This is a genomic window from Gilliamella sp. Occ4-3 (genome assembly GCF_001690675.1).
In the GTDB taxonomy this organism is placed as follows: domain Bacteria; phylum Pseudomonadota; class Gammaproteobacteria; order Enterobacterales; family Orbaceae; genus Gilliamella; species Gilliamella bombi.
The window spans coordinates 1-26,018 of record NZ_LZHR01000073.1 but is presented as its reverse complement, the minus strand read 5'-3'; the positions used below and the strand labels follow the sequence as shown (position 1 = coordinate 26,018).

At 34.3% G+C, this 26,018-nt stretch carries 19 protein-coding genes; 18 read left to right on the top strand and 1 reads right to left on the bottom strand.

Translation table 11 applies throughout. The features are described 5' to 3' along the window. The first annotated feature begins 3 nt into the window (after positions 1-3). The 18 genes from A9G44_RS08035 (at position 4) to acuI (ending at position 24,373) form a co-directional block, all read left to right on the top strand. Positions 4-882 carry a type II secretion system F family protein gene (locus A9G44_RS08035; RefSeq protein WP_081298292.1) on the top strand — a complete coding sequence of 293 codons (879 nt, stop codon included), beginning with the start codon at positions 4-6 and terminating at the stop codon, positions 880-882. A 13-nt stretch (positions 883-895) separates the two neighbouring features. Then, the gene (locus tag A9G44_RS08030; protein WP_065610292.1) at positions 896-2,308 is read left to right on the top strand and encodes a tetratricopeptide repeat protein; all 1,413 of its coding nucleotides are present in this window, start codon (positions 896-898) and stop codon (positions 2,306-2,308) included. A 47-nt stretch (positions 2,309-2,355) separates the two neighbouring features. Next, positions 2,356-3,240, top strand: coding sequence for a hypothetical protein (locus A9G44_RS08025; RefSeq protein ID WP_065610290.1), 885 nt, complete (start codon positions 2,356-2,358; stop codon positions 3,238-3,240). 2 nt (positions 3,241-3,242) lie between these two features. Continuing rightward, positions 3,243-4,676: a type II and III secretion system protein family protein gene (locus A9G44_RS08020; RefSeq protein ID WP_065610288.1), complete on the top strand. Its 1,434-nt coding sequence runs from the start codon at positions 3,243-3,245 to the stop codon at positions 4,674-4,676. An 18-nt stretch (positions 4,677-4,694) separates the two neighbouring features. Then, positions 4,695-5,858 (top strand): hypothetical protein, encoded by a 1,164-nt coding sequence (locus A9G44_RS08015; protein WP_065610287.1) that lies wholly within the window; start codon positions 4,695-4,697, stop codon positions 5,856-5,858. A 30-nt stretch (positions 5,859-5,888) separates the two neighbouring features. Continuing rightward, positions 5,889-6,353, top strand: coding sequence for a TadE/TadG family type IV pilus assembly protein (locus tag A9G44_RS08010; RefSeq protein ID WP_065575451.1), 465 nt, complete (start codon positions 5,889-5,891; stop codon positions 6,351-6,353). A gap of 32 nt (positions 6,354-6,385) precedes the next feature. Then, positions 6,386-7,156, top strand: coding sequence for a tight adherence pilus pseudopilin TadF (gene tadF, locus A9G44_RS08005; RefSeq protein ID WP_065610285.1), 771 nt, complete (start codon positions 6,386-6,388; stop codon positions 7,154-7,156). 135 nt (positions 7,157-7,291) lie between these two features. Beyond that, the gene (locus A9G44_RS08000) at positions 7,292-9,154 is read left to right on the top strand and encodes a vWA domain-containing protein (RefSeq protein WP_179854826.1); all 1,863 of its coding nucleotides are present in this window, start codon (positions 7,292-7,294) and stop codon (positions 9,152-9,154) included. Between the two features lie 20 nt (positions 9,155-9,174). Continuing rightward, entirely contained in the window at positions 9,175-10,530 is a 1,356-nt protein-coding gene (locus tag A9G44_RS07995) for an RCC1 domain-containing protein (protein ID WP_065610281.1), read from the top strand. Between the two features lie 8 nt (positions 10,531-10,538). Beyond that, positions 10,539-10,988 (top strand): A24 family peptidase, encoded by a 450-nt coding sequence (locus A9G44_RS07990; RefSeq protein WP_065610279.1) that lies wholly within the window; start codon positions 10,539-10,541, stop codon positions 10,986-10,988. Between the two features lie 449 nt (positions 10,989-11,437). Next, the gene (locus tag A9G44_RS07985) at positions 11,438-12,673 is read left to right on the top strand and encodes an NRAMP family divalent metal transporter (protein WP_065610278.1); all 1,236 of its coding nucleotides are present in this window, start codon (positions 11,438-11,440) and stop codon (positions 12,671-12,673) included. Positions 12,674-12,687: 14 nt separating this feature from the next. After that, positions 12,688-13,464 (top strand): LamB/YcsF family protein, encoded by a 777-nt coding sequence (locus A9G44_RS07980; protein WP_065610489.1) that lies wholly within the window; start codon positions 12,688-12,690, stop codon positions 13,462-13,464. A gap of 163 nt (positions 13,465-13,627) precedes the next feature. Then, positions 13,628-15,238 (top strand): urea amidolyase family protein, encoded by a 1,611-nt coding sequence (locus tag A9G44_RS07975; RefSeq protein ID WP_065610276.1) that lies wholly within the window; start codon positions 13,628-13,630, stop codon positions 15,236-15,238. Next, complete coding sequence (locus tag A9G44_RS07970) at positions 15,231-16,979, top strand: acetyl/propionyl/methylcrotonyl-CoA carboxylase subunit alpha (RefSeq protein WP_065610273.1); 1,749 nt, start codon at positions 15,231-15,233, stop codon at positions 16,977-16,979. Before A9G44_RS07975 ends, A9G44_RS07970 begins: the two co-directional genes overlap by 8 nt. A gap of 132 nt (positions 16,980-17,111) precedes the next feature. After that, positions 17,112-18,461, top strand: a complete 1,350-nt coding sequence (locus tag A9G44_RS07965; protein WP_218837565.1) for an SWIM zinc finger family protein — start codon at positions 17,112-17,114, stop codon at positions 18,459-18,461. Then, positions 18,451-21,726, top strand: coding sequence for a hypothetical protein (locus A9G44_RS07960; RefSeq protein ID WP_065610271.1), 3,276 nt, complete (start codon positions 18,451-18,453; stop codon positions 21,724-21,726). Before A9G44_RS07965 ends, A9G44_RS07960 begins: the two co-directional genes overlap by 11 nt. 182 nt (positions 21,727-21,908) lie before the next feature. Beyond that, a complete protein-coding gene (gene sstT, locus A9G44_RS07955; RefSeq protein WP_442902817.1) occupies positions 21,909-23,168 on the top strand; it encodes a serine/threonine transporter SstT in 1,260 nt (419 codons plus the stop codon). Between the two features lie 209 nt (positions 23,169-23,377). Beyond that, entirely contained in the window at positions 23,378-24,373 is a 996-nt protein-coding gene (gene acuI, locus A9G44_RS07950; protein ID WP_065610269.1) for an acrylyl-CoA reductase (NADPH), read from the top strand. A 178-nt stretch (positions 24,374-24,551) separates the two neighbouring features. On the opposite strand, the gene A9G44_RS07945 is transcribed toward acuI, so the two are convergent. Beyond that, the gene (locus A9G44_RS07945; RefSeq protein WP_065610267.1) at positions 24,552-25,622 is read right to left on the bottom strand and encodes a DUF3829 domain-containing protein; all 1,071 of its coding nucleotides are present in this window, start codon (positions 25,620-25,622) and stop codon (positions 24,552-24,554) included. Positions 25,623-26,018 lie beyond the last annotated feature (396 nt).

Here is a 26,018-nt window from a genome sequence, read left to right as displayed (position 1 = left end):
ATTATGATGAATTTATTAAATATATTAATTCCCATTATTTTAATTTTTATAAGTAGTAGAGAATTAGTCTGCTTATATTTGTTGCATCAAAGAAAAGAAAAACTTAATTTGTTATTAAATAATGAAAATGAAGAAAAGAGAGCACCTAAAAAGCATATTAACCAAAGAAACCTTGCTTTTGAGAGGCTCGCTGCAAAAAATAGTATAAGCTTAACTTTTTTGCGTCGTTTTCAAGAACAAAATAGTTGGAAGATTTACGCTATTATTATCGGATTTTCATTTTTTTATCTTGTGAATCAAGTATTTTCTTTTATTGAACTTAGTTCAAATATATTACTAATTGTATTATTCTTTATTATTATTATAGTCATTATTCTGCCTGATAGATTAGTAAAAAAACAGACAGAAAAAAGAATTAAAAGAATTTCACAAGATTTACCATTGATCATTGATATGATGGCAATTATGGTGAAATCAGGCATGACAGTCGAAAATGGTTTTAGATATTTAAGCACGAAAGTAAAACCAATTAATAGGGATGTGGCAACTATTTTAGAAAGAGCTTGTTTAATGATGGATGTTAATGGTATCGAGCTCGCTATTGATTTAATTTTGAAAGAAGTACCGTGTAAAGAAGTCAGAATGTTTTGTATTACTTTAAAAAGGAGTATTAGTTATGGTAATTCGATTTATGACGCTTTATTAGAATTATCAGCTGAAATCAGAGAAGTACAAAAATTAACAATAGAAGAAAGAATCGCTGCTATTGCAGCTAAAATGACAATGCCGATGATGGTATTCTTTTTAGTTCCTGTTCTTGTTGTTGTAGTTGCGCCAGTTATTATGAATATTATATCGACATTAAGTCAGATGAATAATTAGGGATCTAGAGATAATGAATGATTTTTTAAAATTCTGTAAACCAAAAGTGTTAATAAATCCGAAATTTATTGCGGTATGTTCAATATTGTTTGTTGCTACTGGATGTCAAAATAGTACCTTAAGATACGATTTAAATGAGCAACAAAAAATTTTCATTCATGAAACCACAAAAAATTATGGCGGTTTAATTGAGCTTTATAAACAACGTTTACAAAAATCTGATACTGAAGATACAAGATATAAACTTGCTCAAGTCTATTACTTATCTAATGATTATGAAGCGGCAAAAAGGACATTAACTCCTGTTTTGAATAAGAGCAAAAATGATAATCTTTTTGTTTTGTATGGTCATGTTGAATCAAAAATGAGGAATAATGATACTGCATTAGAATATTTAGACAAAGCAATCACGATTAATCCTAAAAATGGTGAAGCATATAATGTAAAAGGTATTGTTTTGTTGAAAAAGAAACAATATGATGCTGCACGATATTCATTCAATCTAGCTAGAGAAAACTTTTATGATGAGAACAAAGTCACAAATAATCTAGCTATGCTATCAATTTTGAATCAAGATTATAATGAGGCTTATAAGCACTTAAATATTTTATATACAAAAGGGTATCGTGACCAAACCATTCTTCATAACTTGCTTTACACGTTGGTTAAATTAAATAAAATTCAATTAGCTAAGTCATTTTGTTTAGGGCATAGGTTATCTAATGAGCCAGAAATATTAATTCAAGAACTAAAACAGATCGAGCCAATTAAAGCGATTAAATTTAATGAAATTGTGCCATCGCAAAGTGATAATCAAAAGCAGTATACAATTGAAAAAACGGCATCACAAAAGGTTAATAAAACGGACAAAAAAGTTATTAAGTCTGAAAAAGTAACTAATTCACAAACAACTGATAAGTCGGAAATTAGTACTAAATTATCGAGTGTGGCTAAATTAGATTCAGAAACTGAATCCAAAACAGCTTCTCAAGCTACCGCAACTAATTCAACAGTTGTTAATAATACCGATTCTAAACAAAATAATCAGGTCAATCAGGCGACGAATCAATCGACTATTTTAGCTGTTCGATCTGGTGAACATCGAAAATTTAGTAGAATAACTTTTGAAACAGTTAGTCCATTAAATAAAAATCAATATGTAATTGAAAAAATTTCACCAACAGAGTTCAAATTATCGTTATATGACGTAACCCTTCCTAGCAAAGGAATAAATTATATCATTAACCAAATTTCTCGTAGTGACCGTGATTTTGCTAATGTTACGGGAACTTTAACTGCCGAAAAAACATTAGTTTTACAAATAAAAACAAAACAGGACTCAATAGTGAAGGATTTCGATGCAGGCCCTAATTCTAACGGTAAAGCTCATTGCTTTGCATTCGATTTTTATTTAGAGAATAAATAAGTGCAAAAAAAATAATAACAATAGATATAAAATTTTAGGGAGTTTGCATGAAACAAAAAAAAATAATTATTCTATATATATTAATGTTAGTTGTGGGACTGGCATTACTATTTACTAAATCATCGCCTGAGCCTGCTGCAGAGCCTATAGTTCAGCAACCAGTTCAAGTTAAAGAAGAACCTAAAAAAGAAGAACCTAAAACAGAAATCATAACCGTAGCAGCTGCTAAACGTAGTATTAGTAAAAGTAAAATTTTGACTAAGGATGACTATTATTTTAAATCGATAGAAGTCAAAATTGGGTCTAATGACAAATCCAAATATATAGGCGATGCAACAGAAATCGATGCTTATGTTGCTAAAAATAATATTGCCAAAGATGCATTTATAGAAAGAAGTTTTATTGCTGCACCTAATTCAGAGGAATACTTAATGTCAGCGATAAAAGAAGGAAATTATATGTTTCCATTCAAATTGGATCAAATTGATTCATACTTGGTAAAAAATCTAAAGAGTGGCGATCTTGTCGATCTTTATATATTTTACAGTGATGATGAAATAGCTAAGTCTAATACTAATAGTAAAAATTATAAAGAAGATAGATTAGTTTCACCTAGTGATGATTTTGTTAAAAATCGCATAAAACCAATTATTGTTGGTAAAAAGATTCTCTATATTGATCTAGGAGATACAATAGATCAAAAATTTCAGAGAAGAGAGGTAGGGCAAGTTCAATTAGAACTTTCAAATCAAGAAATTAAATTATTAAGAACACTAATGACTAATTCCACAGTTATGATGTATCCAAGTACTTATAAACAAAATGTTGATGATGGATTACGTTTGTTAAGTGATAAAGAAAAGAAATGGCCATTAACTGATAAAGCTATTTTCTCAAAGAAAAAACAAATTAATTTGCTAAAAGGGAATTAAGAATGCTAATAAAAGTTAAACCAATTATGAACAAAATCAAACTGCTAGTTTGTTTATTATCAATTAGCTTCTCTCCGTTGGTTTTTGCTAATACTCACAATTTACAGATTGGGCAAAGTAAAACAATTGTTTTACCTGAAAATGTAGGTACGGTTTTTATTAGCCAAGATAGCGTGGCAAATTATGAAGTTGTTGATGGTAAATCGCTAATTATATATGGTAAACAAAATGGTAGAACTAGCTTACTTGTTTATGATGATGCAAATAATATTATCATTAATGACACCATTAATGTCGATCCACTTTTATCTCAGATTACACATAGACTAGCGCAAAACTTTCCAAATAGTAGCGTAACAATAGATCGTTACGATAACGGTGACCCAAGTGGTAGATTTGTTTATGTACTAAATGGTACTGCACCCGATACTACAACAAAAGGAAAAATCATGGCGCTTGTAGGTACACTTGTTGGACAAAATGCAGAGCGAATACGGAATAAAGTAACGGGTGAAGATTTTGTCAACCAAGAACTTACATTTCAAGATTACTATGTATATAACAATATTATCGATAATATTAGGGTAATTGAAGAGTATCAAGTTAATGTCAGATTGACTTTTGTTGAAGTTAGCAAAACTTTTACTGATTCATTGGGTATAGAGTGGCAAAGCTTAACTTTGGATAGTATGGGCAAAGGTCAAGATTTTAAGATGAACAATATTGGCGAGTTTACTCTATTAGGTCTAAAAAAAGGGTTTAATATCCATAATATTACTACAATGATTCGTGCTATAAAAAATGATCGCCTAGCTAAAATTTTAGCACAACCTAATTTATCTGTATTATCTGGCGAAAGTGCAGCATTTCTTGTTGGTGGTGAGATTCCCATTGTGACTAAAGGTAAAGATGGTGATTCTGAAGTTACCTATAAAGAGTATGGTATTAAATTAAATATCAGTACTAAAGTAAACAATGACAAACGTATTAGATTATTTATTAATAACGAAGTGAGTTCGGTTGCAGGTTCATATGCTTTTAATAACTATAATATACCGACTTTACAAACTCGAAAAACAAGTTCTACCATTGATTTATCTGATGGTGACAGCTTTGTTATTGCTGGATTAATTAGTGAACAGGACTCAGAAACATTATCTCGTATTCCTTTTGTTAGTGAGATTCCTATTTTAGGAGCATTGGCTCGTAGTACTACAACAGGTCGTGAAAAGACTGAAATGGTCGTATTTGCAACAGTTAATTTAGTTACACCTAATAATAGTTTTGATGGTGTAGAATTACCAATTTTAGAGCGAACAGATGCAGTAAATAGTTTCTTTAATATCAAGAATAATATGAATAAACAACGACGAAACACAGTACCAATATCTAATGAAAGTGAAAAGTTTATTAACGATATGGGTTTTATTGAATAAACAATTAGTGAGATTCTTATGCAATTATTTGGTAATAAAAAAGATAAAGATATATCAAAAGAACCATCACAAGAATTTGTAGTTGGACGCATTTCTGGTTTTCAGATCGCTATTTTAAGCAAAAGAGCTGAATTGATTGAAAATATTCGTTCGGTGCTTTTCCTTTATAATGTGTTAGCCATGGAGATCTTCTCATTAGAATTATCTGAATTAAAAGAAGACCCACGTTGGAATAAATATGATGCTATTATTTTAGATATTAAAGATGAAGATGATGCCGAGCTATTATCAGAAAATATCAATCGTTTTTTTCCAATTCAAGCATCAACAATACTTGTTGGTAGCTATGATTCAATCCAGTTTTCTGAATTTTTATTAAAAAAAGGAATTCATTTTTTATTAGAAAATACACAATTAGAGAAAATTCCTGATATCTTACACTCAAGGAGTATTACTCCACCAGGTTCAAGCCAAAGAGTAGGTAGCGTTATTACATTTTTAGGTTGTAAAGGTGGAATTGGCACTTCATCATTAGCAGTTCATACACTAAAAAAAATTAGCTCATTAACAAATTATCCGCTTCTTTATATCCAAGGTGCAACTACAAGTCCTAATGCAGACTTTTTATTTGAAACACCAATTCCTCAAGATGGTTCAATTGTTGATATTGAAATGTCTTTACGAGTAAAAGTTGAAATTGCTGATAAGGCTTGGAAATATGATGATCTAAATTCAGGTCAATTCAATATTACTGTTATTGATCAAAATATGGGATTACAATCTTCGTTTAAGCATTTTGATGAAATCATAAAGCTTTCAAACATTGTGTTTATTGTAATAAATAGAGATCCCTTTTCAATCAAAGTTGCTAAGAGAATTTTGGAAGAAATTGCACGTATTAGTACACAAAATACGGATTTATTAAATAAACGTTTTTTGGTTTGTTTAAATGAAAACCTTCCTTATGATAAAAAAAATGCTTTGCAAAATGAGGATATTGAAGAATTCTTAGGTAGAAATATCGATTTTACACGTAAATTTATTCCTAGATTAGATAAATTCAAAAAAGCACATACTAGCAGTGAAATAAATGAAATGGCTGCGGCTATTATTGGTAATAAAAAAGTCAAAAAAAATAAACAAAAGATGTCTTTTTCAATATTAAAGAAAAAGAAAGATTAATCGTTCATATAATAGAGTAGAGCAAAAATTATGTTTAAATATTGGAAATTATTCTTCGGTCAAAAAAATGCAAGTGTTTCGATAGAGTTTGCAATTGTTTTTCCTTATTTAATTGTTCTATTTTTATTTGTACTAGAATTTAGTCGAATTATGATTATTGGTTCGGCTTTAGATCTGGTGACTACAGAAATAACTAGAAAAACGGCGATTTCTCAAAATGCAAACTATAATCAACAGTTACAGGAATTGATTAATTCTGAAGTGCCTTTATGGCCTTATATAGCAGATCCTCAAAAATTTGAAATAACTGTGAAATATTGTAAAAAAATTGATGAGGCAATTAATAATAATTGCCTAAATACTCCAGTTAGCGATGCTCCAATACTATTATTTGAATTGAAGTATGACTACAATGCTATATTCTCCAAGCTGTTTGGTCGTATACTTGACAGTTCTCTGGAAAAGAAGACTATTGTTTACCGTGAGTTTTATTAAAATAATTGATAATTAAAGGAATGAAATAGCAAATGAGATATTCTGATAATTTTTTTCGTAATAAAGACGGTATAATTTCAATAGAGTTTGCAGCATGTTTTTGTTTGTTTTCACTTTTAGTATTTATTATCTATGATACTTACAGCAGTATCATGTTACAAAATAGATTAGAGCGGGCAAATTATACTGTAGCTTCTATTTTTCGTGAAAGATCAGCAATTTATCCAGTTATAAAAGGCTCGACAGTTCAAGAGGTGGCTGCATTATGTGCTGATTCTAACACCTGTTTTAATTCTCATGAGTTATTTGATGGTACTCAAGTGGAAGAACTCAGCCGACTAGCAAGTTCATTACTAAATGGACGTAATGTTACTTTAAAAGTTGATAGTTTATTTATTTTTCAAGATGTTGCTAACCCTAAAAGCTTGGCTCATGCGCAACTTGTTAATCTAAGCGTTGGATCTTGCTCCTCAGGTGTATGTAATGATGGGGGTGTTGGGGACTATTTTAATTCATTACCCAGTATGACTGATAATTCAAATAACTCACTTACTGACTATTCCAAACTTGTTCCGTATGTTGAACGCGTTGTTGATCCGACAACAGGATTAGCAGGACGTTGGATTCCTTTATATCGAGTTAGTATGTGTATAGTTAACGAAGAAAGCCTTTATTTAAAATGGTTTAATTCAAGCAGAAAAGCTACTGATACTTTACCAAATTTATGTAGCAATATTGTAGTGTTATCACGATGTAATGATATTTCAAGCTCTGATGGAAATTGCCCAATTTATTATCGGTAATCAACACACTTTTGAGAGTATTATATGAACCATAATAGACATAAACAAATTAATTATAAGAAATCTTTTTTTAAGTGTTCTTCAGGGAGTGCTGCTATAAGTTTCGCCTTGATGTTTCCTGCAATGCTAATTTGTATGTTAGTTTCAATAAATCATACTCAAACAATGCGCGACCGTGCAAGGATCTCTGAAGCGACTAACGAAGCTTCGTTGGCAATTGTCGCATTAAATAATGAAAATGCTGATAAAACAGCAATTGAGCAAAATCGCAAAATGGCATTGAACTATATTAATTATTTTGTTTATCAAAAAATTAGTGATGATTTAGTAGAAGATGCCGATGCCTATATTAATATAGAATATAATAAAAACACAAAGGTATATAGCATTGCCTATAAACAGAAAGTTGATTCCTTAACAAGTAGTAAAGACAAAGGAAAAGTTGGTGAGTTAAATCAATCTATGATTGTTAGCAATAAAACTGAAAGTTATGGTAATACCAAGAAATTTGATAGATATGACTCATTTGATATTGCTTTTATTAGTGATTTTTCAGGTTCAGCAACATGCAAATATGACGATCCAAATTGTAATGATTACTCTCCTCAAAATGGAAATAGTGATCAGCAACGCCTTCAATATATGAAAAAAGCAATAGCTGATATTATTCGTAATTTTCAAAGATCTTCAGAGATTAAATTCGCATTAGTTCCTTATGATATTGGTGTGCCCGTTAAGCTGGATGCTAAAAACCCAGCAGGTGGAGAAAGTTACGGTTGTTCAGTTATGTACAAATTACAAAGCCCTTATGATAAAGTTGATTATAACTTTTGGGCAAATAAAAACATTGCATATGCTAGATGGAGTAATTTAAAAGAAAGCGGAGGGATGAGTGAGAACTATTCAGATTATGACTATTTAGGTAAATATGCGAACACGGTTACTTATTATTTAGATTATTTTAATTATCGTTATTATTCACAAATAATTGGGCCAGCAAAAGGATTAAATAATGATAGTGCCTTAGAGCGCAGTGGATTGTGCCGTAATAGACATCAAGCTGATGTGCTTAATATGGGAGCAGCAAGATATGCTTGTGGTGAAGATAGTCCCGATTATCCATTGCGTGCTGAAAATAGGAAAACTATTGAAAGCCAATATGCTAAGGTTGTTCAACTATATGATTACATGTTTTCGGGAAAATATTCTGATGTACATTATTCATTTGCTAACACTGCAACTGTTGATGTACAAGGTACAATTGATACATTGTTCAGTGGTATAAAAAGCAATACAATAACATTTAATCGACCTATTTCGCCTACTGTTGGTGATTTTTCGCCATTTTTTGGAATGTGCCAATCGCCTTTATATAGTAATAACATAATGAGCGAAACGGTGATCAATTTGCCAACTAACCATCGAAGGTTTTTAGAAGCATCAAAGCATATTGGAACATTTAAGACGTCCCCTCATTTAGTCCCTTTTAGTAAAAATGGAAATAATAATACAGATTTACTAAATTATATCCAGAATGGGAATTGGCAACCAGGCGGAGGAACAGACACTATAACAGCCTTGTTAAGGACAGTTCCAGTAATGGCAAATGGCTCTGCTAATAATAAAATGATGATTATTATTACAGACGGTAAAGACGATGCTGGTGCAGATATTCTTAGAGATAATTTTTTGGATAAAAGTGTTTGCCAAGCAATAACGGCTGGATTAACTTCAGCAACTAATAAAAATAACGGCTATATTGAAAAAGCAGCTAATACGGCGACGATCCACTATATAAAACTCGATCCTAATGCAGGCAATTTAACAACCGATGAACAGTATGAACAAGTATACGGGAAATGGTTTACTAAATGTATGAATGGCAATAGAGAATATTTACACGAGGCTCAAGATTATCAGAGTTTATTTGATACTATGGTAAAAATTATTCAGACAGAGACGGGTAATTTTGTTAATAAAGATGAATCTAATCAATAATGAAATAGAGGTTACTCTAAATGAAACTAATTAAGTTAATGGTATTATTTGCATCATGTTTATGCTTTTCATTATTTGCAAACGAAAAAAGTGATGCCGTCGTGTTGACTACAAAATCATCAGCAATAAAGGTTCCGACTGCAGCTAACTCTGTTGATACAGTTGTTACGATAGAAAATGGCGAGGTTTGGGTCTGGGGCTATAGAAATAACGGTATGCAAGGTAATGGAGAATTTGTTAATGCTAAAGCTCCACCCGCTAGGGCTAGTATTCTTGTCGATAAAGGTGTTTATATTACGCAAGTAGCTTCTGGAATTCACCATTTGATTGCTCTTGATGATCAAGGTAATGTCTGGGGATGGGGGCAAAATGGTGTTTATGAAGCAGGAGGTTATAAGACTACACCTTGGTTTCTCAAAACTCCTAGTTTAGTTTTGGAAGGTAAAGATGTTGTTATGATTAATTGTGGAGAATATACTTCTTTTGCTCTAACTCGAAGTGGAGAGGTTTATGCTTGGGGAACTTCATTTTGGGGTCAAATGGCAAATGGCAAGACGGGTACTATACCAACTGAAGTTCATCGTATTCCTCAATCATATTTTCACGATAGTCCAATTGTATTGATTGGGGCGGGTTATGAATCTGCCTGGGCTATAAACGATCGTGGTGAAGTTTTTGCATGGGGAGATGAAGAAAATGAACAATATGGTCACCAAAAGCTTAAAGGAGGGGGATGGGGGCATGACTTGCGAACCTATCCTATACAAATTACTAGTCTGCCGTCAGGTATTAGTGGTGAAGATATAGCAACTATTACGGGAGGAAACCGTTACACTGCTTTTTTAACTTCGGAAGGCGAGGTGTACGCTATGGGAGCTGCTAATCATCTCGGTATTGGATTTGGTTATTTGAATGCTACCCTATACGAACCTGAATTGTATCTTGATGATGTAGAGGGAAAGCCCTATAAAGTTAGGTTTGATTCGAGTGTTCCTATTCCTCAGTTTGTTATGGATGATGTTAATACGCTTTATTGCCGATATGGAGGATGTGTTGCGATCACTAATGAGAATGAAATATTTACATGGGGGGTGACGCTTCCAGCTCATGAAGAAAGAAGTTCCCTTTGGCAAATAATGTATGGTTATAAAGCTATGAAAAGAGAAATTATTGGTAATTTGACCAAAGTTGATGGTGGTAAAGAGCATATAGTTTATTGGAATGATGAAGGACAAGCTTTTGGGGTAGGATGGAATAATCACAGTAAATTTGGTAACACATCATTCCCTGTTTTTTGGCCAGGCAAAGAATTAAAATTTGTCACAGATGAGATGAAAAAAGTTTATGGTAAAGATTTTGTTCCTGGTCAAGGATAAAGACTATAATGATTAGCCAAGAATTAATTAATGATATTATTATTCTAGCTACTTGGGCATGTTTGTTATTTTCTTGTTATACGGATTTAAAATATCGAACTATCTCAAATAAAATTGTTATAATAATATTCATTTTAGTTATTTTGAATTTTGCCCTTGGCAAAGGGCATCTAGATTATATTGCATCAGCTATATTTTTAATTTGCGGTCTATTCATGTTTTATTGCCGACTTGTTGGTGCTGGAGATATAAAATTAATTACTGTTCTTTTGATCTCTATTCCAATAAATAGTGTTCCGTTTTTCTTAGTCGTTATCACCTTTTTGGGGTTACCAATGGCAATCATTGCAATAATATACAGATCCTTCAAAAAAAAATCTGTTACATTGCCTTATGGGCTTGCCATTAGTGGTAGCTATTTTTTAACATCAATAACCTTATTTGAGGTTATACTGTAATAACTTACTTGTAGCTAACTTCTCAAATATAATGGCATTTTTATAATAAATATCAATGTTTCCCATCCCCAAGAAGGCGGGTGGGAAACTCTTTTTTAACCTGCAAGCACTTAATAACTGTTATTCCTTAAAAATATTTAAAATAATCTTACACAAAACTATATAAACATTATTATGTTTTAGTCACTTTTAATAAAAAATTTATCACCTTATTTTAAGAATATGTATATATACCATTTTGGTGCATATCAGGTCTTTATTAGAGTATTATAAGTTTATTACTTTTTAATGATGAATCATTATAATTATTTTTAATTAGTTTTTTGCTTAAAAAACAGTAATTATATTAACTAACATTTATCAAACTTTGTTTAAGTTATGGCATAGTTATTGCTTATAAATAACATTGGATAGATTTGTAATTATAAATATTTAGAGGAAACATCCGTATGGAAAATCATAGCAGTAGTACTGTTGCTTTTGTTAAAAATCGGCGTGCTTCATTAATCAGTGCTATTTTTTTAATGGCAACATCAGCAATTGGCCCAGGCTTCATTACTCAAACCGCTACCTTCACCGTTACGCTTGGTACTGCTTTTGGATTTGGTATTTTAGCCTCTATTATTATCGATTTTGTTGTTCAGCAAAATATTTGGCGAATTGTAGCATTAACCAAAATGAACTCTTCAGATATAGCTAATGCAACCATTCCATTTAGTGGTTATTTGCTAGCGGTGTTAATTATATTTGGTGGATTAGTATTTAATATTGGTAATATAGCTGGTGCAGGTTTAGGTTTAAATGCATTGGTTGGCCTTGATCCTAAATGGGGAGGGGCAATTAGTGCACTTTTAGCGGTTTACATATTTTCTTCCCGTAAAGCGAGTCATTTTATAGATCGTTTGATGATTGGTTTTGGTTTGTTGATGATTTTTTTGACACTGTTTGTGGTATTCGCATCGCATCCACCGATTGGTCAAGCTTTAAAAGAGACAGTGCTTCCAAGCCATGTTGATTTTGCTTCAATTACGACCATCGTTGGTGGGACAGTTGGCGGTTATATTTCTTACGCAGGCGCTCACCGTTTACTTGATAAAGGTATGGTTGGTGTAGAGCATATTGATTATGTTTCAGGCGCAGCCACAAAAGGAATTGTCGTTGTTGGTTTAATGCGTTACATTTTATTTTTAGCGATTTTAGGTGTCGTGGCAAGTGGTGTGACAATTGATATTTCAAGTTATGCTGCTAACCCTGCATCGCAAGCATTTCAAGCGGCTTTGGGAGAGTTTGGATTGCGCCTTTTTGGTTTGATTTTATGGGCAGCAGCCATCACTAGTGTTATTGGGGCAGCTTATACTTCAATGACATTTATTACTCCGTTTAAACGTACTATTACAGACAGACAACGTCAGTTTGCTACCATTATTTTTATTGTTGTTTCGCTTGCAATTTATTTAATTATGGGGACTGCACCTATATCATTACTTGTTTTTGCCGGTGGTTTTAATGGCTTAGTTTTACCGCTTGGTTTGACCATTTTTGTGTATATTGGTTGGCGACGTGCTGATCTTATGTCAGGGTATCATTATCCAAGATGGTTATTGTTGTCAGGTTTAGTTGTGTGCGCAATTACTTGGTATATGGGCATAATGTCGGTTGCGACTATTTTTAACTATTTAAAATAGAGGACAATATGGCAATCACTAAATGTATTGATTTAAATAGTGACCTTGGCGAGAGCTTTGGTCAATGGCAAATGGGTAATGATGAAGCAATGCTAAATGTTGTTAGCAGTGCGAATATTGCTTGTGGATTTCATGCTGGTTCGCCAGCAGGTATTTTAAAAACATTAAAAGCGGCCAAAGCCAATAATGTCCAAGTGGGTGCTCATGTAAGTTACCCTGATTTAGTGGGATTTGGTCGTCGTAATATGGATGTTGCAACTGATGAGTTAACCGCTGATGTAATTTATCAGATTGGGGCAATTAAAGGGTTAGCCACATCAATTGGTACCAAAGTGACTTACGTTAAACCACATGGCGCATTATATAACACTATTGCACACGATAAACGTCAAGCAATGGCGGTGATTGATGCGCTTTGTGCGGTTGATTCGACATTGACTTTGGTTGCTCTTGCTGGCTCAAAACTGATTGAATGGGCTAAAGAAAGTGGCTTAAGCGTCGTTGCTGAAGCGTTTGCCGATAGAGCTTATCATGCTGATGGTACTTTAGTTTCTCGTAAAGAGGTTGGAGCGGTATTGCACGATCCTGATCTAGTTGCCGACCGTATGTTGCAATTGGTTAATGATGGTGGCGTGATGTCTATCGAAGGGCAATTTGTGCGTATTGAGGCAGGATCAATTTGTGTCCATGGCGATAGTGCTGGCGCTTTAGCGATGGCACAAAAAGTGCGACAAAAACTACAACAAAATGGCATTAATATTGCCTCGTTTGCTAAAAGTAATAATAACTAAATTAGTTAATGTTTTGAAAAAGTTAATTAAAGTAATAAAAAAAATAAAATATGATTAGACAACACTTTACCAAGTGGGCTATAAACTTGGTCTTTAATATGACCAAACAATATAAAATATGTATTGTTAGTGATTGGATGTTGATCATATTTCGAGGTACTTAATGCGATTTTTACCCGTTAATATCGATGCGTTTATCGTAGAATTAAACAGCCTTGAGCAAACCATGGCACTTACTGATGTGCTTCAAGGTGTTATTGCTGATTGGCATATCAAAGAAATAATCCTAGCGGCACGAACCCTATTAATCCGTTATAACCCCATTGTAACCAATGCTAATATACTTGCTGAGCAGATTGCTCAATTAGATATTTCGGCAAGTGTTATGCAATCTGGCGAATTGGTAACAATACCAGTTCGCTATAATGGTGAAGATTTACCTCAAGTGGCAGACTATCTAGGCATAACGGTTGCCGAAGTCATTGCAAGGCACACTGATAACGAGTATCAAGTGGCTTTTTGTGGCTTTGCACCAGGGTTTGCTTATATGGTATCAAAAACAGCTCAGCTTAATGTACCACGTCGAAACTCGCCACGAGTCCGCATTCCAGCAGGATCAGTTGCTGTAGCAGGGGAATTTAGTAGTGTTTACCCACAAGCAAGCCCTGGTGGTTGGCAATTGATTGGCATTACAGATACGGCAGTTTGGGATATTTATCGTGATGAGCCAGCGCTGTTCAAACCTGGTACTCGGGTTAATTTTATTGATGTGAGCCAATCGAAAGCAACTTATCATTTACCTGCGCATTTATCAGCAGTTAAAAAACAAGATAACCTTGTTGAACAGCAACAAGATATAACAGTATTAACGACAGGATTGCAAACATTGTTTCAAGACAATGGCCGAATTGGGCAGGCGGCGTTAGGCATTTCTGAATCGGGAGCGATGGATAAAAACGCATTACACAGTGCTAACCGCGTGTTAGGTAATTCAATTAATGAACCAGTGTTAGAAATTACCCAAGGTGGTTTTAGCGCCCAAATAAACCGCTCCATGTTAGTTGCGGTAACAGGGGCGGTATGTGATATCACCATTACCACCGCCCAAGGCGAAACATATACTTCGCCCATGTATCGGCCAATTCAATTAGAAGCAGGTGATATTATCCGTTTAGGTAATGTAAAATGTGGTGTTCGTAGTTATTTAGCAGTGCGTGACGGTTTTCAAGTAACACCTATTTTAACCAGTTGTGCTTTTGATACGCTTGCACAAGTTGGGCCCTTACCACTAAAATCGGGTCAAATGTTGGCGATTAAGCAAGCAAAAACGTTAAATCCAGTATCATTATCAGAAACTCCTATGATTAATTACCCAACTAGTGATGATATAGTAGTGTTAGATATTGTGCTTGGACCACGTACCGATTGGTTTTCTCAGCAATCGATAGCGCTTCTTACTTCACAGTTGTGGTTGGTTACTCCAGCTTCTAACCGTATTGGCTTGCGTTTATCTGGCAAGGAACCGTTAATTCGTGAAAAACAACAAGAATTACCTAGTGAAGGTACCTGTATTGGAGCAATACAAATACCAGCTAATGGACAACCTGTATTATTTTTGAATGATCACCCTTTAACAGGAGGTTATCCTGTTATTGGCGCAGTATGTAATTATCATTTAGATTTAGCAGGTCAAATTCCAGTCAATGCTAAAATAAAGTTTAATCCTATAGGGATGTTTAAAGAATTTGAAGGGAGTGATGTTGATCATGTCTGAAAATAATAAAAATACAACACATAAAGTATTGATAGCTAATCGAGGTGAAATTGCTGTACGTATTATTCGCGCTTGCCGTGATATAGGCTTGTTATCTGTTGCAATTTATGCCGATGCTGATATTGATGCACTTCATGTACAAATGGCTGATGAAGCTTATGGATTAACAGGCAATGTACCTAGCGATACATATTTAGATATTGATAAAATTATCGCAATAGCTAAAAAATCAGGAGCCACCATGGTTCATCCAGGTTATGGTTTTTTATCTGAACGTGTTGAATTTGCTAGAGCAGTACAAGATGCAGGTTTAATTTGGGTAGGCCCCAAGCCTGAAACGATTGAAATATTGGGTGATAAAGTCAAAGCAAGACAGCTTGCGTTGCAAGTGGGAGCTCCTTTGGTTGTTGGTACAAAAGAGCCTGTAAAAGATGCCAAAGAGGTTATTGAGTTTGCGCATGTCCATGGTTTACCAATTGCTATTAAAGCCGCATTTGGTGGCGGTGGTCGAGGTTTAAAAGTAGCTTGGCAAATGGACGAAGTAGAAGAACTTTATCATTCCGCAGTTCGTGAAGCTACAACTGCTTTTGGGCGAGGTGAGTGTTTTATTGAACAATTTTTGCATAATCCTCGGCATGTTGAAGCACAAGTTATTGCTGATACATTAGGTAATATTGTTGTCGTTGGTACACGTGACTGTTCATTACAACGACGTAATCAAAAATTAATTGAAGAGTCTCCAGCACCTTTTATAACAGATCAATTAGAACAGCAAATTATTCAATCTTCGATTGATATTTGCGCTAAAACAAACTATGTAGGCGTAGGTACAGTTGAGTTTTTACTTAGCCAAGATGGTAAGTTATCTTTTTTAGAAGTTAATACGAGATTACAAGTTGAACACCCAGTAACAGAAGAAACTACAGGCGTCGATCTTGTTATTGAGCAACTGCGCATTGCCCAAGGTTTACCTCTGAGTATAGATGAAACACCTGCACCTAGAGCTCATGCCATTGAATTTCGTATCAATGCCGAAGACGCAGCTAACGGTTTTTTACCTGTAGCTGGCACTATTACACGTTTTGATGTACCAACTGGTCCTGGTGTACGCATAGACAGTGGGGTGATGGCTGGTTCAACAATTCCAGCAACGTTTGATTCCCTTATGGCAAAATTGATTATTGTTGGTAATAATCGACAACATGCCATTGCTAGAGCTCGCCGTGCTTTGGCTGAGTTTGCTATTGAAGGGGTAGCTAGTGTGTTGCCATTTGATCGTGCGGTTATTGAACATTCCGATTTTTGTGATGATTTTAAATTACATACACGTTGGATTGAAACTGAATTTACTACAACAATAGCACCAGCCAAAAGGCAAATACCACAAAAAGAAGCAGCGTTGACACACACATTTATTGAGATTGACGGTAAACGTTGTAAACTCGGTTTACCTGCACAACTCTTTGCAGGGTTATCCTTGCAAACGGAAGCTAATTTAGATACATCTTCAAACGTGAAAGAAGAATTATCTGAATTAATTGTCCAGTCACCTGTTTCTGGTAGTCTTTTTAAATGGGTGATCAATGATAATCAAAGCGTAAACGCAGGCGATGTCATTGCTATTATGGAAGCCATGAAAATGGAAGTTCAAGTTATTGCACATCGAAATGGTGTGTTAAAACAAATACTCAAAGAAGGCAATTATGTTAACGCAGGATCACCTGTTGCAGAAATCATTTAGATAACGCTGATAAAACAAGAATGTTTTTCATCAAAATAGCAAAAAACATTAAATATAGACAATATATTTTGTTTGTTTTATGCTCATTAGCATGATGTTTTGTCTATTTTTAATGTGTTAGGATTATTTATATTGAAGTTTTCTCAGCAATCAAAACTCACTAATGGCGCATTAGCCTTAGCGTTATCGCCAGCCTTAACACCAGATGGAATTATTGACAACCCTCAATTTTTTGCTGGTTATGCACTTTACCCACAAATTCTTGCTAGATCTTTACTGGTTTTGGCTGATATTACTGCGACCCGATATTTTAAACCGGTGCCAGTAGCTTTTCGTGATCCTATTTTATCTGCACAAGGGAATCAATTAAGAGCAGAGGTTTTTTCTGCCTGCAATAGTGTTTATGCTCGTTTAGATTTGTTACAACAAGGGTTTGATGGACAAATATTACGAGGCACAACCAATGTAGATATTGGTATTAGCTTAAGGCAAGCGCTAACTCAGGTTAATAATAGAGACAAACTTCATCTTAATATTGGTAATCAAGGTTTGGCTATGCGCCATATCCAAAAACAAGATAAAGATGTAATTGGAATAAAGGCCATTATTGAGCGCCCTGTTGCAATGCCAGATAGGTGGATTCGAGCACTTGGTAATGTAGCTGAAATTCATACCAAAATGGTCGCTGTTTTTACGGTAACGGGAATACAAGCACAAACCTTTATTGCAGGATTGCCAACCGTGACTAGTAAACATCAATCAAGCTGGCTAGTGCCATCTAATACTGGTATTAAATTGATGGCTCAAGGCGGTCTCGATAGTGTGTATATTTCTGGGCTACATCGGTTAAGTGCACTTAAGCGATTAACGACCAATGTTAAGCGTTTAACTTTTTATCAGCTAGCAAGTGGCGAACAAGGACCCTGCATGGTTGAAGTTGAACTCGACGGTGCAAGACTTACTTTGAGCTTAACTGCACAGCCATGGCAAGGCTATTCTGGCGAAGGTGCCTTACTTGAGCTGCTCGCAACAAAACAGCAATTACAAAATGCTCAACTTGTTCAATCTATTTTACAGTTTGATTCACTGATTGATCTGACTCAGCTAGCAATAAAAACAGGGTTAAATACTCAGTGCATTAATAGTTCACTGGCGTATCTGGCTATTTCAGGTAAGCTGGGTTTTGATGTACACCAGAATGGCTATTTTCATCGTCAATTGCCTGAAGATCCTAATCGACTTATCAAAGATAATCCGCGTTTAAAATCGGCCTATAAATTGATTGAATATATTGATCGAATTGATGAAAACACATGGATGGTTCACTCGAATAACGAAGACTATCGTGTCCGTTTTGTTAGGCAGAATAGTAAAATGACATCACAATGTACTTGCTCATGGTATCTGAATCATCAACTCAAAAAAGGACCATGTAAACATATTTTAGCAGTACAAATTAAGGAAAATATTTATGAATGCTAACTTAGCGAAAGCCGAAGCGATTTTTACTTTTTTGAATTGGAACAATGTCACAGCTGACAATATTTTACAACAACCGCTAGGTAGCAAAGAGCAGCAAAAGATTGCACTTTTAGGATTAAAAAATGGCAAATGGGGTGACTATGTCAAAGTTGGTAACGCTTTTCAATGGCAAGATTATGTTAAGTGTAATAAAGCATATTTAGCTTTGTACGCCATTCGGATTGGGGTATCAGTGAGCCGAGCGTTAAAACTTGCTCATTATACTTATTCATCTTTGTTATTGCCGGTTATTATTGAACGAGGTGAAAATTACGCACAAAATTTTGTGCAACAAGCATCTGCACCAACAGATCTTGCTGTTCAGTTGGTTGATCGTTTAAATTTGGTTATTCCTAAAAATCAGAATTATATCGGCGGTTGGACGTTGTATGCGGCGGTTGCTATGCGTGGTGATGATGTTGTAAAGCATTTTTACGATAAAATTCCTCCAAATATAGCTCAATGTCAGCGTCGATTTGTCGAACATATTCATATTGCTATAGCGATAAATACACCTGCTACACGGTCATTTATCGAGGTGTTTTGCTTGGGGGTAACATTAGGTTGGCTTGACCGAGAGCAAGCAAAAGAGTTACTTTTTTTGGCTTTAGATATCGCTATTCGTCCTATAGATCGTAAAGTATGGTTAGATACACTTTATGATTTAGGTATTACCGATGCTGAATTGTGCCAGCGAGTACCTGCTTTAATTCCATTACTAGCCATGGGTGAATCTGCAATAATTAATCGATTAGCACCTGTTTTAATTCCCTTTGTTGATGATGAATTATTAATCGAAGTGATGACGGCATGTTTATCATCTAAAATAAAATCGGTCAAAAAATTAGTGTTAAAGATAGCCCTAAATCGCAAAGTGCCCCAAAATACTGATTTGTTTATGCCTTTGTTAAATCTATTACTTGACCAAACTGATGAATCAATTGTGGCTTTAACTAGCAAGCTAATTACACAGTGGCATATTGATGATCATACCGTACAATCTAATTCCTCCGAATTACAACAACTTTGGCAACCAACACCGTCACTTTGGCAATTACCGCCTTTTGAATTAGAGCCTATTTCCCCTGATGTATTAACTGAGTTAGCCTCTGAATTAGTAAAAAGAAACATATCTGGTCATGATAGTGTGACGGAAAGATTTCTAGCTGTAGCCAATATTATTGCTTATCACGATCCTCAAGCAGCAAAAGCGAGTTTAGCGGGTATAAAATTGCGGGTTGATCAGCTTCTTGGTTTTCTATTTTATTGGCGTAAAGGGGAAGAGATTCCGTATCATAAATATTTGTCTGATTTATTAACAGCACGCGATTATATTGTTTGTAAAAACTTAGGCAAAATACCTTGTTTACTGTCGACACCAAGCATGAGTGATCTTTCAATAACAGTGGATGATCTTAGTCAACGATTAGCGATTTATCAACAGTTGAAAATTGATGCATTAGAGGCGGATCTGTTTTTAGCCTTGACTCGTCTTGATGTTTCGACACAAACATCATCAACGATAGAAAAACTCAAGAAGTTAAATGTTGCAGTCGTTTTGCAATCAGGACAAAAAATGCCAATTGATGCTGCTTCTTTAGTATTACAGTATCTGGACGATCCAGTAATCGAACCTAAATTAGCGTTAAATACTTATATTGAAGACGTACTGTCCCTTCCACAATCATTAAATTATTTTCCTAAACGTATTGGAAATAACGGGTTTACAAAAATTCTTGCTATTTTCCCGTTATGGAACGATAGTGCAATACCGTCAGATATTGATTGGGCAACATATTACCATCAAGGTTTTGAGTTCCAGCAAATTGTTAACAGGCGTTCTCCTTTTGATTCACGTTCTGCAATGGCATTGTTAGCTATGCAACGCGCTAATTCGCCTTATGTGGCTAGCAATATGGCTCAAGCAGTAAACGATGCATGGCAAAGAGGTTTGCTTATTCCAGGTGTGGCGGATATTTTGTTACTGGAGCGATTTAGTCAGGTTCCTTGTCGTATAGCTAGTTTGGTGTCAGTATTAACCGATATTGCAAAACAAGGTATTCTTTCGGTGGTTTGGCCTATTTTGGATCAATTAATTATCGCATCATGTAAAGCACCAAGACTGTTATCTGGCACGCTTGAAACTGTTGATGCGATAGCTGAGTTTTTACCAGAAGTTCAATATGCTGTCGATCAAGGCATAGCCGATGCCAATCAATTGCAATTACTTGGCATCAGAATGTTAGCCAGTAAAGAGGGTAGTGCTAATGCGATTAAGAAAGCAAAAGCCATAGTTGAAAAACTACCTAAAATCGCCCCTTTAAAACAAGACGTATCGATGCGAGCTCCTGATGATTTTGAACAAGTATGGTCAAAACCGCAAAAGGCTAAAGTTGTGCCTGAAGATAATGTTTCAATTACTATTAGTAAGCCTGTAATAGATCAATCATCACGATTTTCTAAAGCATTGGCTAAATCACTAATGTTTACTTTAAAACTCCCCAATGTGTCTAACCAAGTTTTCCACATAGTAAAAAATGATTGGTATTATGATTTAGAATACGAATTCCAATGCGAAGCTTACCCAGCATTATCAAAAGATCAACAAGTTATACCTAATTTTCGATCAAGAGTTTGGTTACATTGGTGTATTAACAAACAGTTACTTGTTGTTGAAAAAACACGTAATTGGCAAGAAAATAACGATGGACCATTATCAAGTATAGATAATTTTATTTTTTTAAACACAGATAATCTGATTTTTTCAAAATCGTTAGTGACAGTGATTATCGGATTATTGGCCCAAGACAGTGATACTTATAAAGCAAATTTTATTTTTGAAAAAAATGTTAAAAAAGGAATCATTGATGCAGATACCATGCGTAAAGCTATTATCTTGTTTCTCGATTATCCTGATCTAAGCCCCGCTAAATTAATTCGATTACTAGAAAAAAAGCCAAGTTTATTGCCAATATTTTGTCCAGTATTAATTGAATGCATTAAGTTTGTTGGAAATCTAGTAAAACAAGGTGAAAAAATACCTGCTTGGATCAATCGGATTTTAGATATGTCATTAACCTATGCCCCTTATTTGAAAGAGGCAACTAGGCGCAGTTATCTAACTGAACCTGATTCTCAATGGCAAGGCTTAGCGGATATTGCCCAAGCAAAAGCAAAATCAGTAGCAGTGAACAAAGCAAAACAACTACTTGAATTACTTAAGTAAGATGGTTATTTTTGGGAAATGATTAGAACACTTAAAATAGGTCTAATATAAAAGTAATAAATAATTAAATTTAATCATCATGTAATGTAATATATAAAAAAACATTATAATGATGATTATTTTCTATAAACGCAATGTTGAATTATGTTATTGTTTTAACTTTATTTTAATAAGAAAGGAATATTATGACTCATTCTTCACATCCTTTGGTTCGTTTTTACTTAAAAGTAGGGTTGATACGGCAGATCTTATGGGGCTTAATATTTGGTATTATTCTCGCTGCGGTGTCGAAAGATACCGCATTAGCGATGTCTCTTATAGGTGGGCTATTTATTAATGCTTTGAAATCAGTTGCTCCTGTACTTGTGCTCATTTTAGTGATTGCATCGATATCGAATCATCAACATGGCAAACAAGCCAATATGAGACCGTTAATTACTCTTTATTTTGCCGGAATGATGTTAGCCGCATTATTAGCAACCATTGCTAGTTTTTTATTCCCATCACAGATTTCATTTGGTGATACGTTAAATAACCTTGAACTTACACCGCCTAGTGGTATTGCTGCTGTTTTAAAAACCTTATTAGAAAAAATGATCGACAATCCGATAAATGCACTAATTAATGCAAACTATATTGGTCTTATCATTTGGGGTGTTGGTATCGGTTTGGCATTAAGACACTCTAGCCAAAGTACTAAAACAATGATGAATGATCTGTCTTATGCTATTTCTTTTATTGTAAGAGTTATTATCCGATTTGCCCCTTTGGGTATATTTGGACTTGTCGCTTCAATATTAGCCGAAACAGGTTTTGATGAACTGTACAAGTATGCCCATTTATTGGTTGTATTAGTTTCTTGTATGTTAATTGTTGCATTAGTTATCAATCCATTACTTGCCTATTTAGTTATGCGAAAAAACCCTTATCAGCTAGTGTTTACCTCTTTAAAAGAAAGTGCTATACCTGCTTTTTTTACGCGTAGCTCTGCGGCTAATATTCCAGTGAATATTGAAATCTGTAAAAAATATAACATGGATGAAGACACCTATACTGTTGCTGTACCGCTAGGTGCTGCAATTAATATGTCAGGTGCTGCCGTTACTATAACAGTTTTAACTCTAGCCACCGTCAACTCAATGCCAGCTAGTGCTGGTATACATGTTGATATCTATTCTGCGGTATTACTTTGTATTGTAACTTCAGTATGTGCTTGTGGGGCATCAGGGATTGCGGGTGGATCGTTACTGCTTATTCCTGTCGCTTGTAGTATGTTTGGTATACCTAACGAAATTTCAGCCAAAGTGATTGGGATTGGAATTGCAATTGGCGTTATTCAAGATTCGGTTGAAACCGCATTGAACTCATCAAGTGATGTTGTGTTTATTGGTGCGGTTTCATCAGCCGCGCAGAAAAAGAAAAATAATACGACTAAAAATTAAGTATTCAAGCCTATTTAATTGGTAACTCTGATTTATAACTGAGCATGGTAATTTGTTATTATCAGCTCAGTCTTTATTTATTCCTCACAACCAAACATATCACATTGCTTTTTCTTGAATGGCTCTTTATTATTGAAAAAATATCTAATATTTAAGTGATTTCTTATATTATTTAGATGTTCCGATACTATATGTGATGAGGAGACACTATGTCATTTAATGCCATTGTTTTATCGAAAGAAGAAAAAACGGGGTTTTCATGCTCCTTAAAGAGTATTAGTAAACAGCAGTTATTAGCGCAAGAAGGTGATACCTTAATCCAAATAACCTATTCAAGTATTAACTATAAAGATGCGCTAGCTTTAACTAATAAAAGTCCTGTTGTTAGACAGTGGCCAATGGTACCAGGTATTGATGGTGTTGGTATTGTGCTAGAGTGTCGTAGTGGTTGCTATCAAAAAGGCGATATAGTTATATTAAATGGGTGGGGGTGTGGCGAGACTCATTGGGGATGTTTGTCACAATATGCTTATTTAAAATCTGATTGGCTAATACCCTTGCCCAACAAACTTACAGATTATCAAGCAATGGCAATTGGTACGGCAGGTTATACAGCAGGCCTTTGTGTCCAACGTATTGTTGATTTAGGTGTAAAACCACAAGATGGTATGGTTTTGGTAACAGGTGCTAGTGGTGGAGTTGGCTCAATTGCCGTTGCATTACTTACTAAACTTGGTTATCAAGTCACCGCATCAACGAGTAAAATTGAAGAAGATCATTATTTACGACAACTTGGCGCAGTTAATATTATTGATGGTCAAACCTTAAAAGAAACGGGTAAACCATTACAAAAAGAACTGTGGTCAGCTGTTGTCGATGCGGTTGGTTCGCACACTTTAGCAAATGCTTGTGCCCAAACTCAATATGGCGGAATTGTGGCGTGTTGTGGTCTTGCTCAAGGCATGGACTTACCAGCAACGGTTGCGCCGTTTATTTTAAGAGGTGTTTCGTTAGCTGGGGTGGATAGTGTGATGGCAAATTATGATAAACGTGTGGCAGCATGGAATTTATTGGCACACAATCTGGATGAAAAAGTGTTATCTCATATTAGTAATACAATCACACTAAATGATTGTGTTGAGGTGGCAAATAAAATGATTGCAGGGCAAATAAAAGGGCGTTTTGTTGTTGATGTAAACAAATGAATCTAGGTTTGACTAAACAGTAGTATTTTGATAATTACTGTTAATTACTTGTCCTACTCATTTGCTATAAAGTTAAAAAAAACAGCGATGTAATATTTACACCGCTTTTATTTATACCACTATTTATTGTCATTGATAATGACTAAAATGTTAGCAATGAAACGATGTTTATCTATTTTTAATTGATTACTTGATTATAGCCTTTAATTACACTTTTAAGTTCCCCATTCAAAGAATCAACTTCTCTTTCTACAGCATTGGTCTGTAAATTTTTTAAAACTACTTTCATTTGATTAATCAATCCAGGTAAACAATCAACAAAACCGTCATAATACATATCGTTTAAACCTTGTTGTTTAATCAATTTATTTTTGCCTTTATTCGTCATTAATTCATTGGCTATGGATTCTATTTGTTGAATTTTTTGTTCAAGGGCTGATTTATCGAGATTTTTAAACTGGTTGTCTTCGTTAAAGCTTTCATTGATTAAATCGATAACATCTTCAGATAAATCCATGATTTCCATGCAATTGTAGTTAAGTGTTAACCCTTTGTTTTTTATTTCTGATTTTTGAAATGCATGGATTTCTTTGTATAATTTACCATAAGCCGCTAAAGCCACACTTTTTGCTTCAATATATTGGTTATAAAGCGTGTTCAAATTATTTAACAGTTCAGGTAATTTGGCAAAGTCATCCAATTTATACTCATTATCTAAATAATATTTAGCTATCTGATCATAAGCTAATCCTATTTCAATATATTTATCACTTAATGCTTTGCCTGCGGCATCAAGTTCGGGTAACTCTGGTTTAAATGCTAATAACTCAGTAATCAATTGTTTATATTCATCAAGCTCTTTTGGTCCTGGGTGATAACCGATAAAAAGTTTCGTTGAATTTTTTTTCACATAATTGACATCAATTTTACCGTTTTTATCACTGATACCTCTTAAAAAACCCTTAACACTGCTATCAAGATGATAAAGAGAAGAAGTCATCCTGCCATGTCCATTCCCTCTTAATTTATCTGCAGCTTGGGAGACATTAGCATTAAAAATCTCTAGCCATATGTTACCTTTACGTGCTTTCAGTGCAAATTGCCGTGAAACATCTTCAGTAGTTTTAGACTTAGAAGATTTAACTTCTGAAGCTGCTGTTGGTTGTTGCGTTTTGTTTTCAGTTGGTTTGTCATCACAGCCAATCATCAAAAATCCAGCAATCAATACGGTTAAAAAATTTTTTTTCATTGTTTATCCCTTCATTTTTGTGTTCTAAATTCATTGAATTAATACTTTATTATCTTTTAAAGATTATTTCTAATAAAATATGAAGTGAAACAAAAAATTGTGATATTGGGGCTTAATTTTGTAATAAGTCTTGTATTGTAGGAAAACACCAAGTTGCTTATATTTCATGGTTAAAATGATTTTTTAAAAACTCATAAGGCATTTTGTTGGAAATTACTTAACCTTTTGTTTTTTTTATCTTTGAATGGTGAACTATTTGCTGAGCATTCCATTAAGGTATGTATTATTTTTTTTATTAACCCATTTATTTGAGGAATACCTGTTTCGTGAGTTTTTAATTGATATGATGGTGATCACACGCTTTACTAAGAAGGATTCTGAGAAGTTTTAATTATC

Coding starts and splice junctions, on each gene's coding strand:
- A9G44_RS08035 (WP_081298292.1), top strand. CDS start 4: ATGATGAATTTATTAAATATATTAATTCCCATTATTTTAATTTTTATA.
- A9G44_RS08030 (WP_065610292.1), top strand. CDS start 896: ATGAATGATTTTTTAAAATTCTGTAAACCAAAAGTGTTAATAAATCCG.
- A9G44_RS08025 (WP_065610290.1), top strand. CDS start 2,356: ATGAAACAAAAAAAAATAATTATTCTATATATATTAATGTTAGTTGTG.
- A9G44_RS08020 (WP_065610288.1), top strand. CDS start 3,243: ATGCTAATAAAAGTTAAACCAATTATGAACAAAATCAAACTGCTAGTT.
- A9G44_RS08015 (WP_065610287.1), top strand. CDS start 4,695: ATGCAATTATTTGGTAATAAAAAAGATAAAGATATATCAAAAGAACCA.
- A9G44_RS08010 (WP_065575451.1), top strand. CDS start 5,889: ATGTTTAAATATTGGAAATTATTCTTCGGTCAAAAAAATGCAAGTGTT.
- tadF (WP_065610285.1), top strand. CDS start 6,386: ATGAGATATTCTGATAATTTTTTTCGTAATAAAGACGGTATAATTTCA.
- A9G44_RS08000 (WP_179854826.1), top strand. CDS start 7,292: ATGTTAGTTTCAATAAATCATACTCAAACAATGCGCGACCGTGCAAGG.
- A9G44_RS07995 (WP_065610281.1), top strand. CDS start 9,175: ATGAAACTAATTAAGTTAATGGTATTATTTGCATCATGTTTATGCTTT.
- A9G44_RS07990 (WP_065610279.1), top strand. CDS start 10,539: ATGATTAGCCAAGAATTAATTAATGATATTATTATTCTAGCTACTTGG.
- A9G44_RS07985 (WP_065610278.1), top strand. CDS start 11,438: ATGGAAAATCATAGCAGTAGTACTGTTGCTTTTGTTAAAAATCGGCGT.
- A9G44_RS07975 (WP_065610276.1), top strand. CDS start 13,628: ATGCGATTTTTACCCGTTAATATCGATGCGTTTATCGTAGAATTAAAC.
- A9G44_RS07970 (WP_065610273.1), top strand. CDS start 15,231: ATGTCTGAAAATAATAAAAATACAACACATAAAGTATTGATAGCTAAT.
- A9G44_RS07960 (WP_065610271.1), top strand. CDS start 18,451: ATGAATGCTAACTTAGCGAAAGCCGAAGCGATTTTTACTTTTTTGAAT.
- acuI (WP_065610269.1), top strand. CDS start 23,378: ATGTCATTTAATGCCATTGTTTTATCGAAAGAAGAAAAAACGGGGTTT.
- A9G44_RS07945 (WP_065610267.1), bottom strand. CDS start 25,622: ATGAAAAAAAATTTTTTAACCGTATTGATTGCTGGATTTTTGATGATT.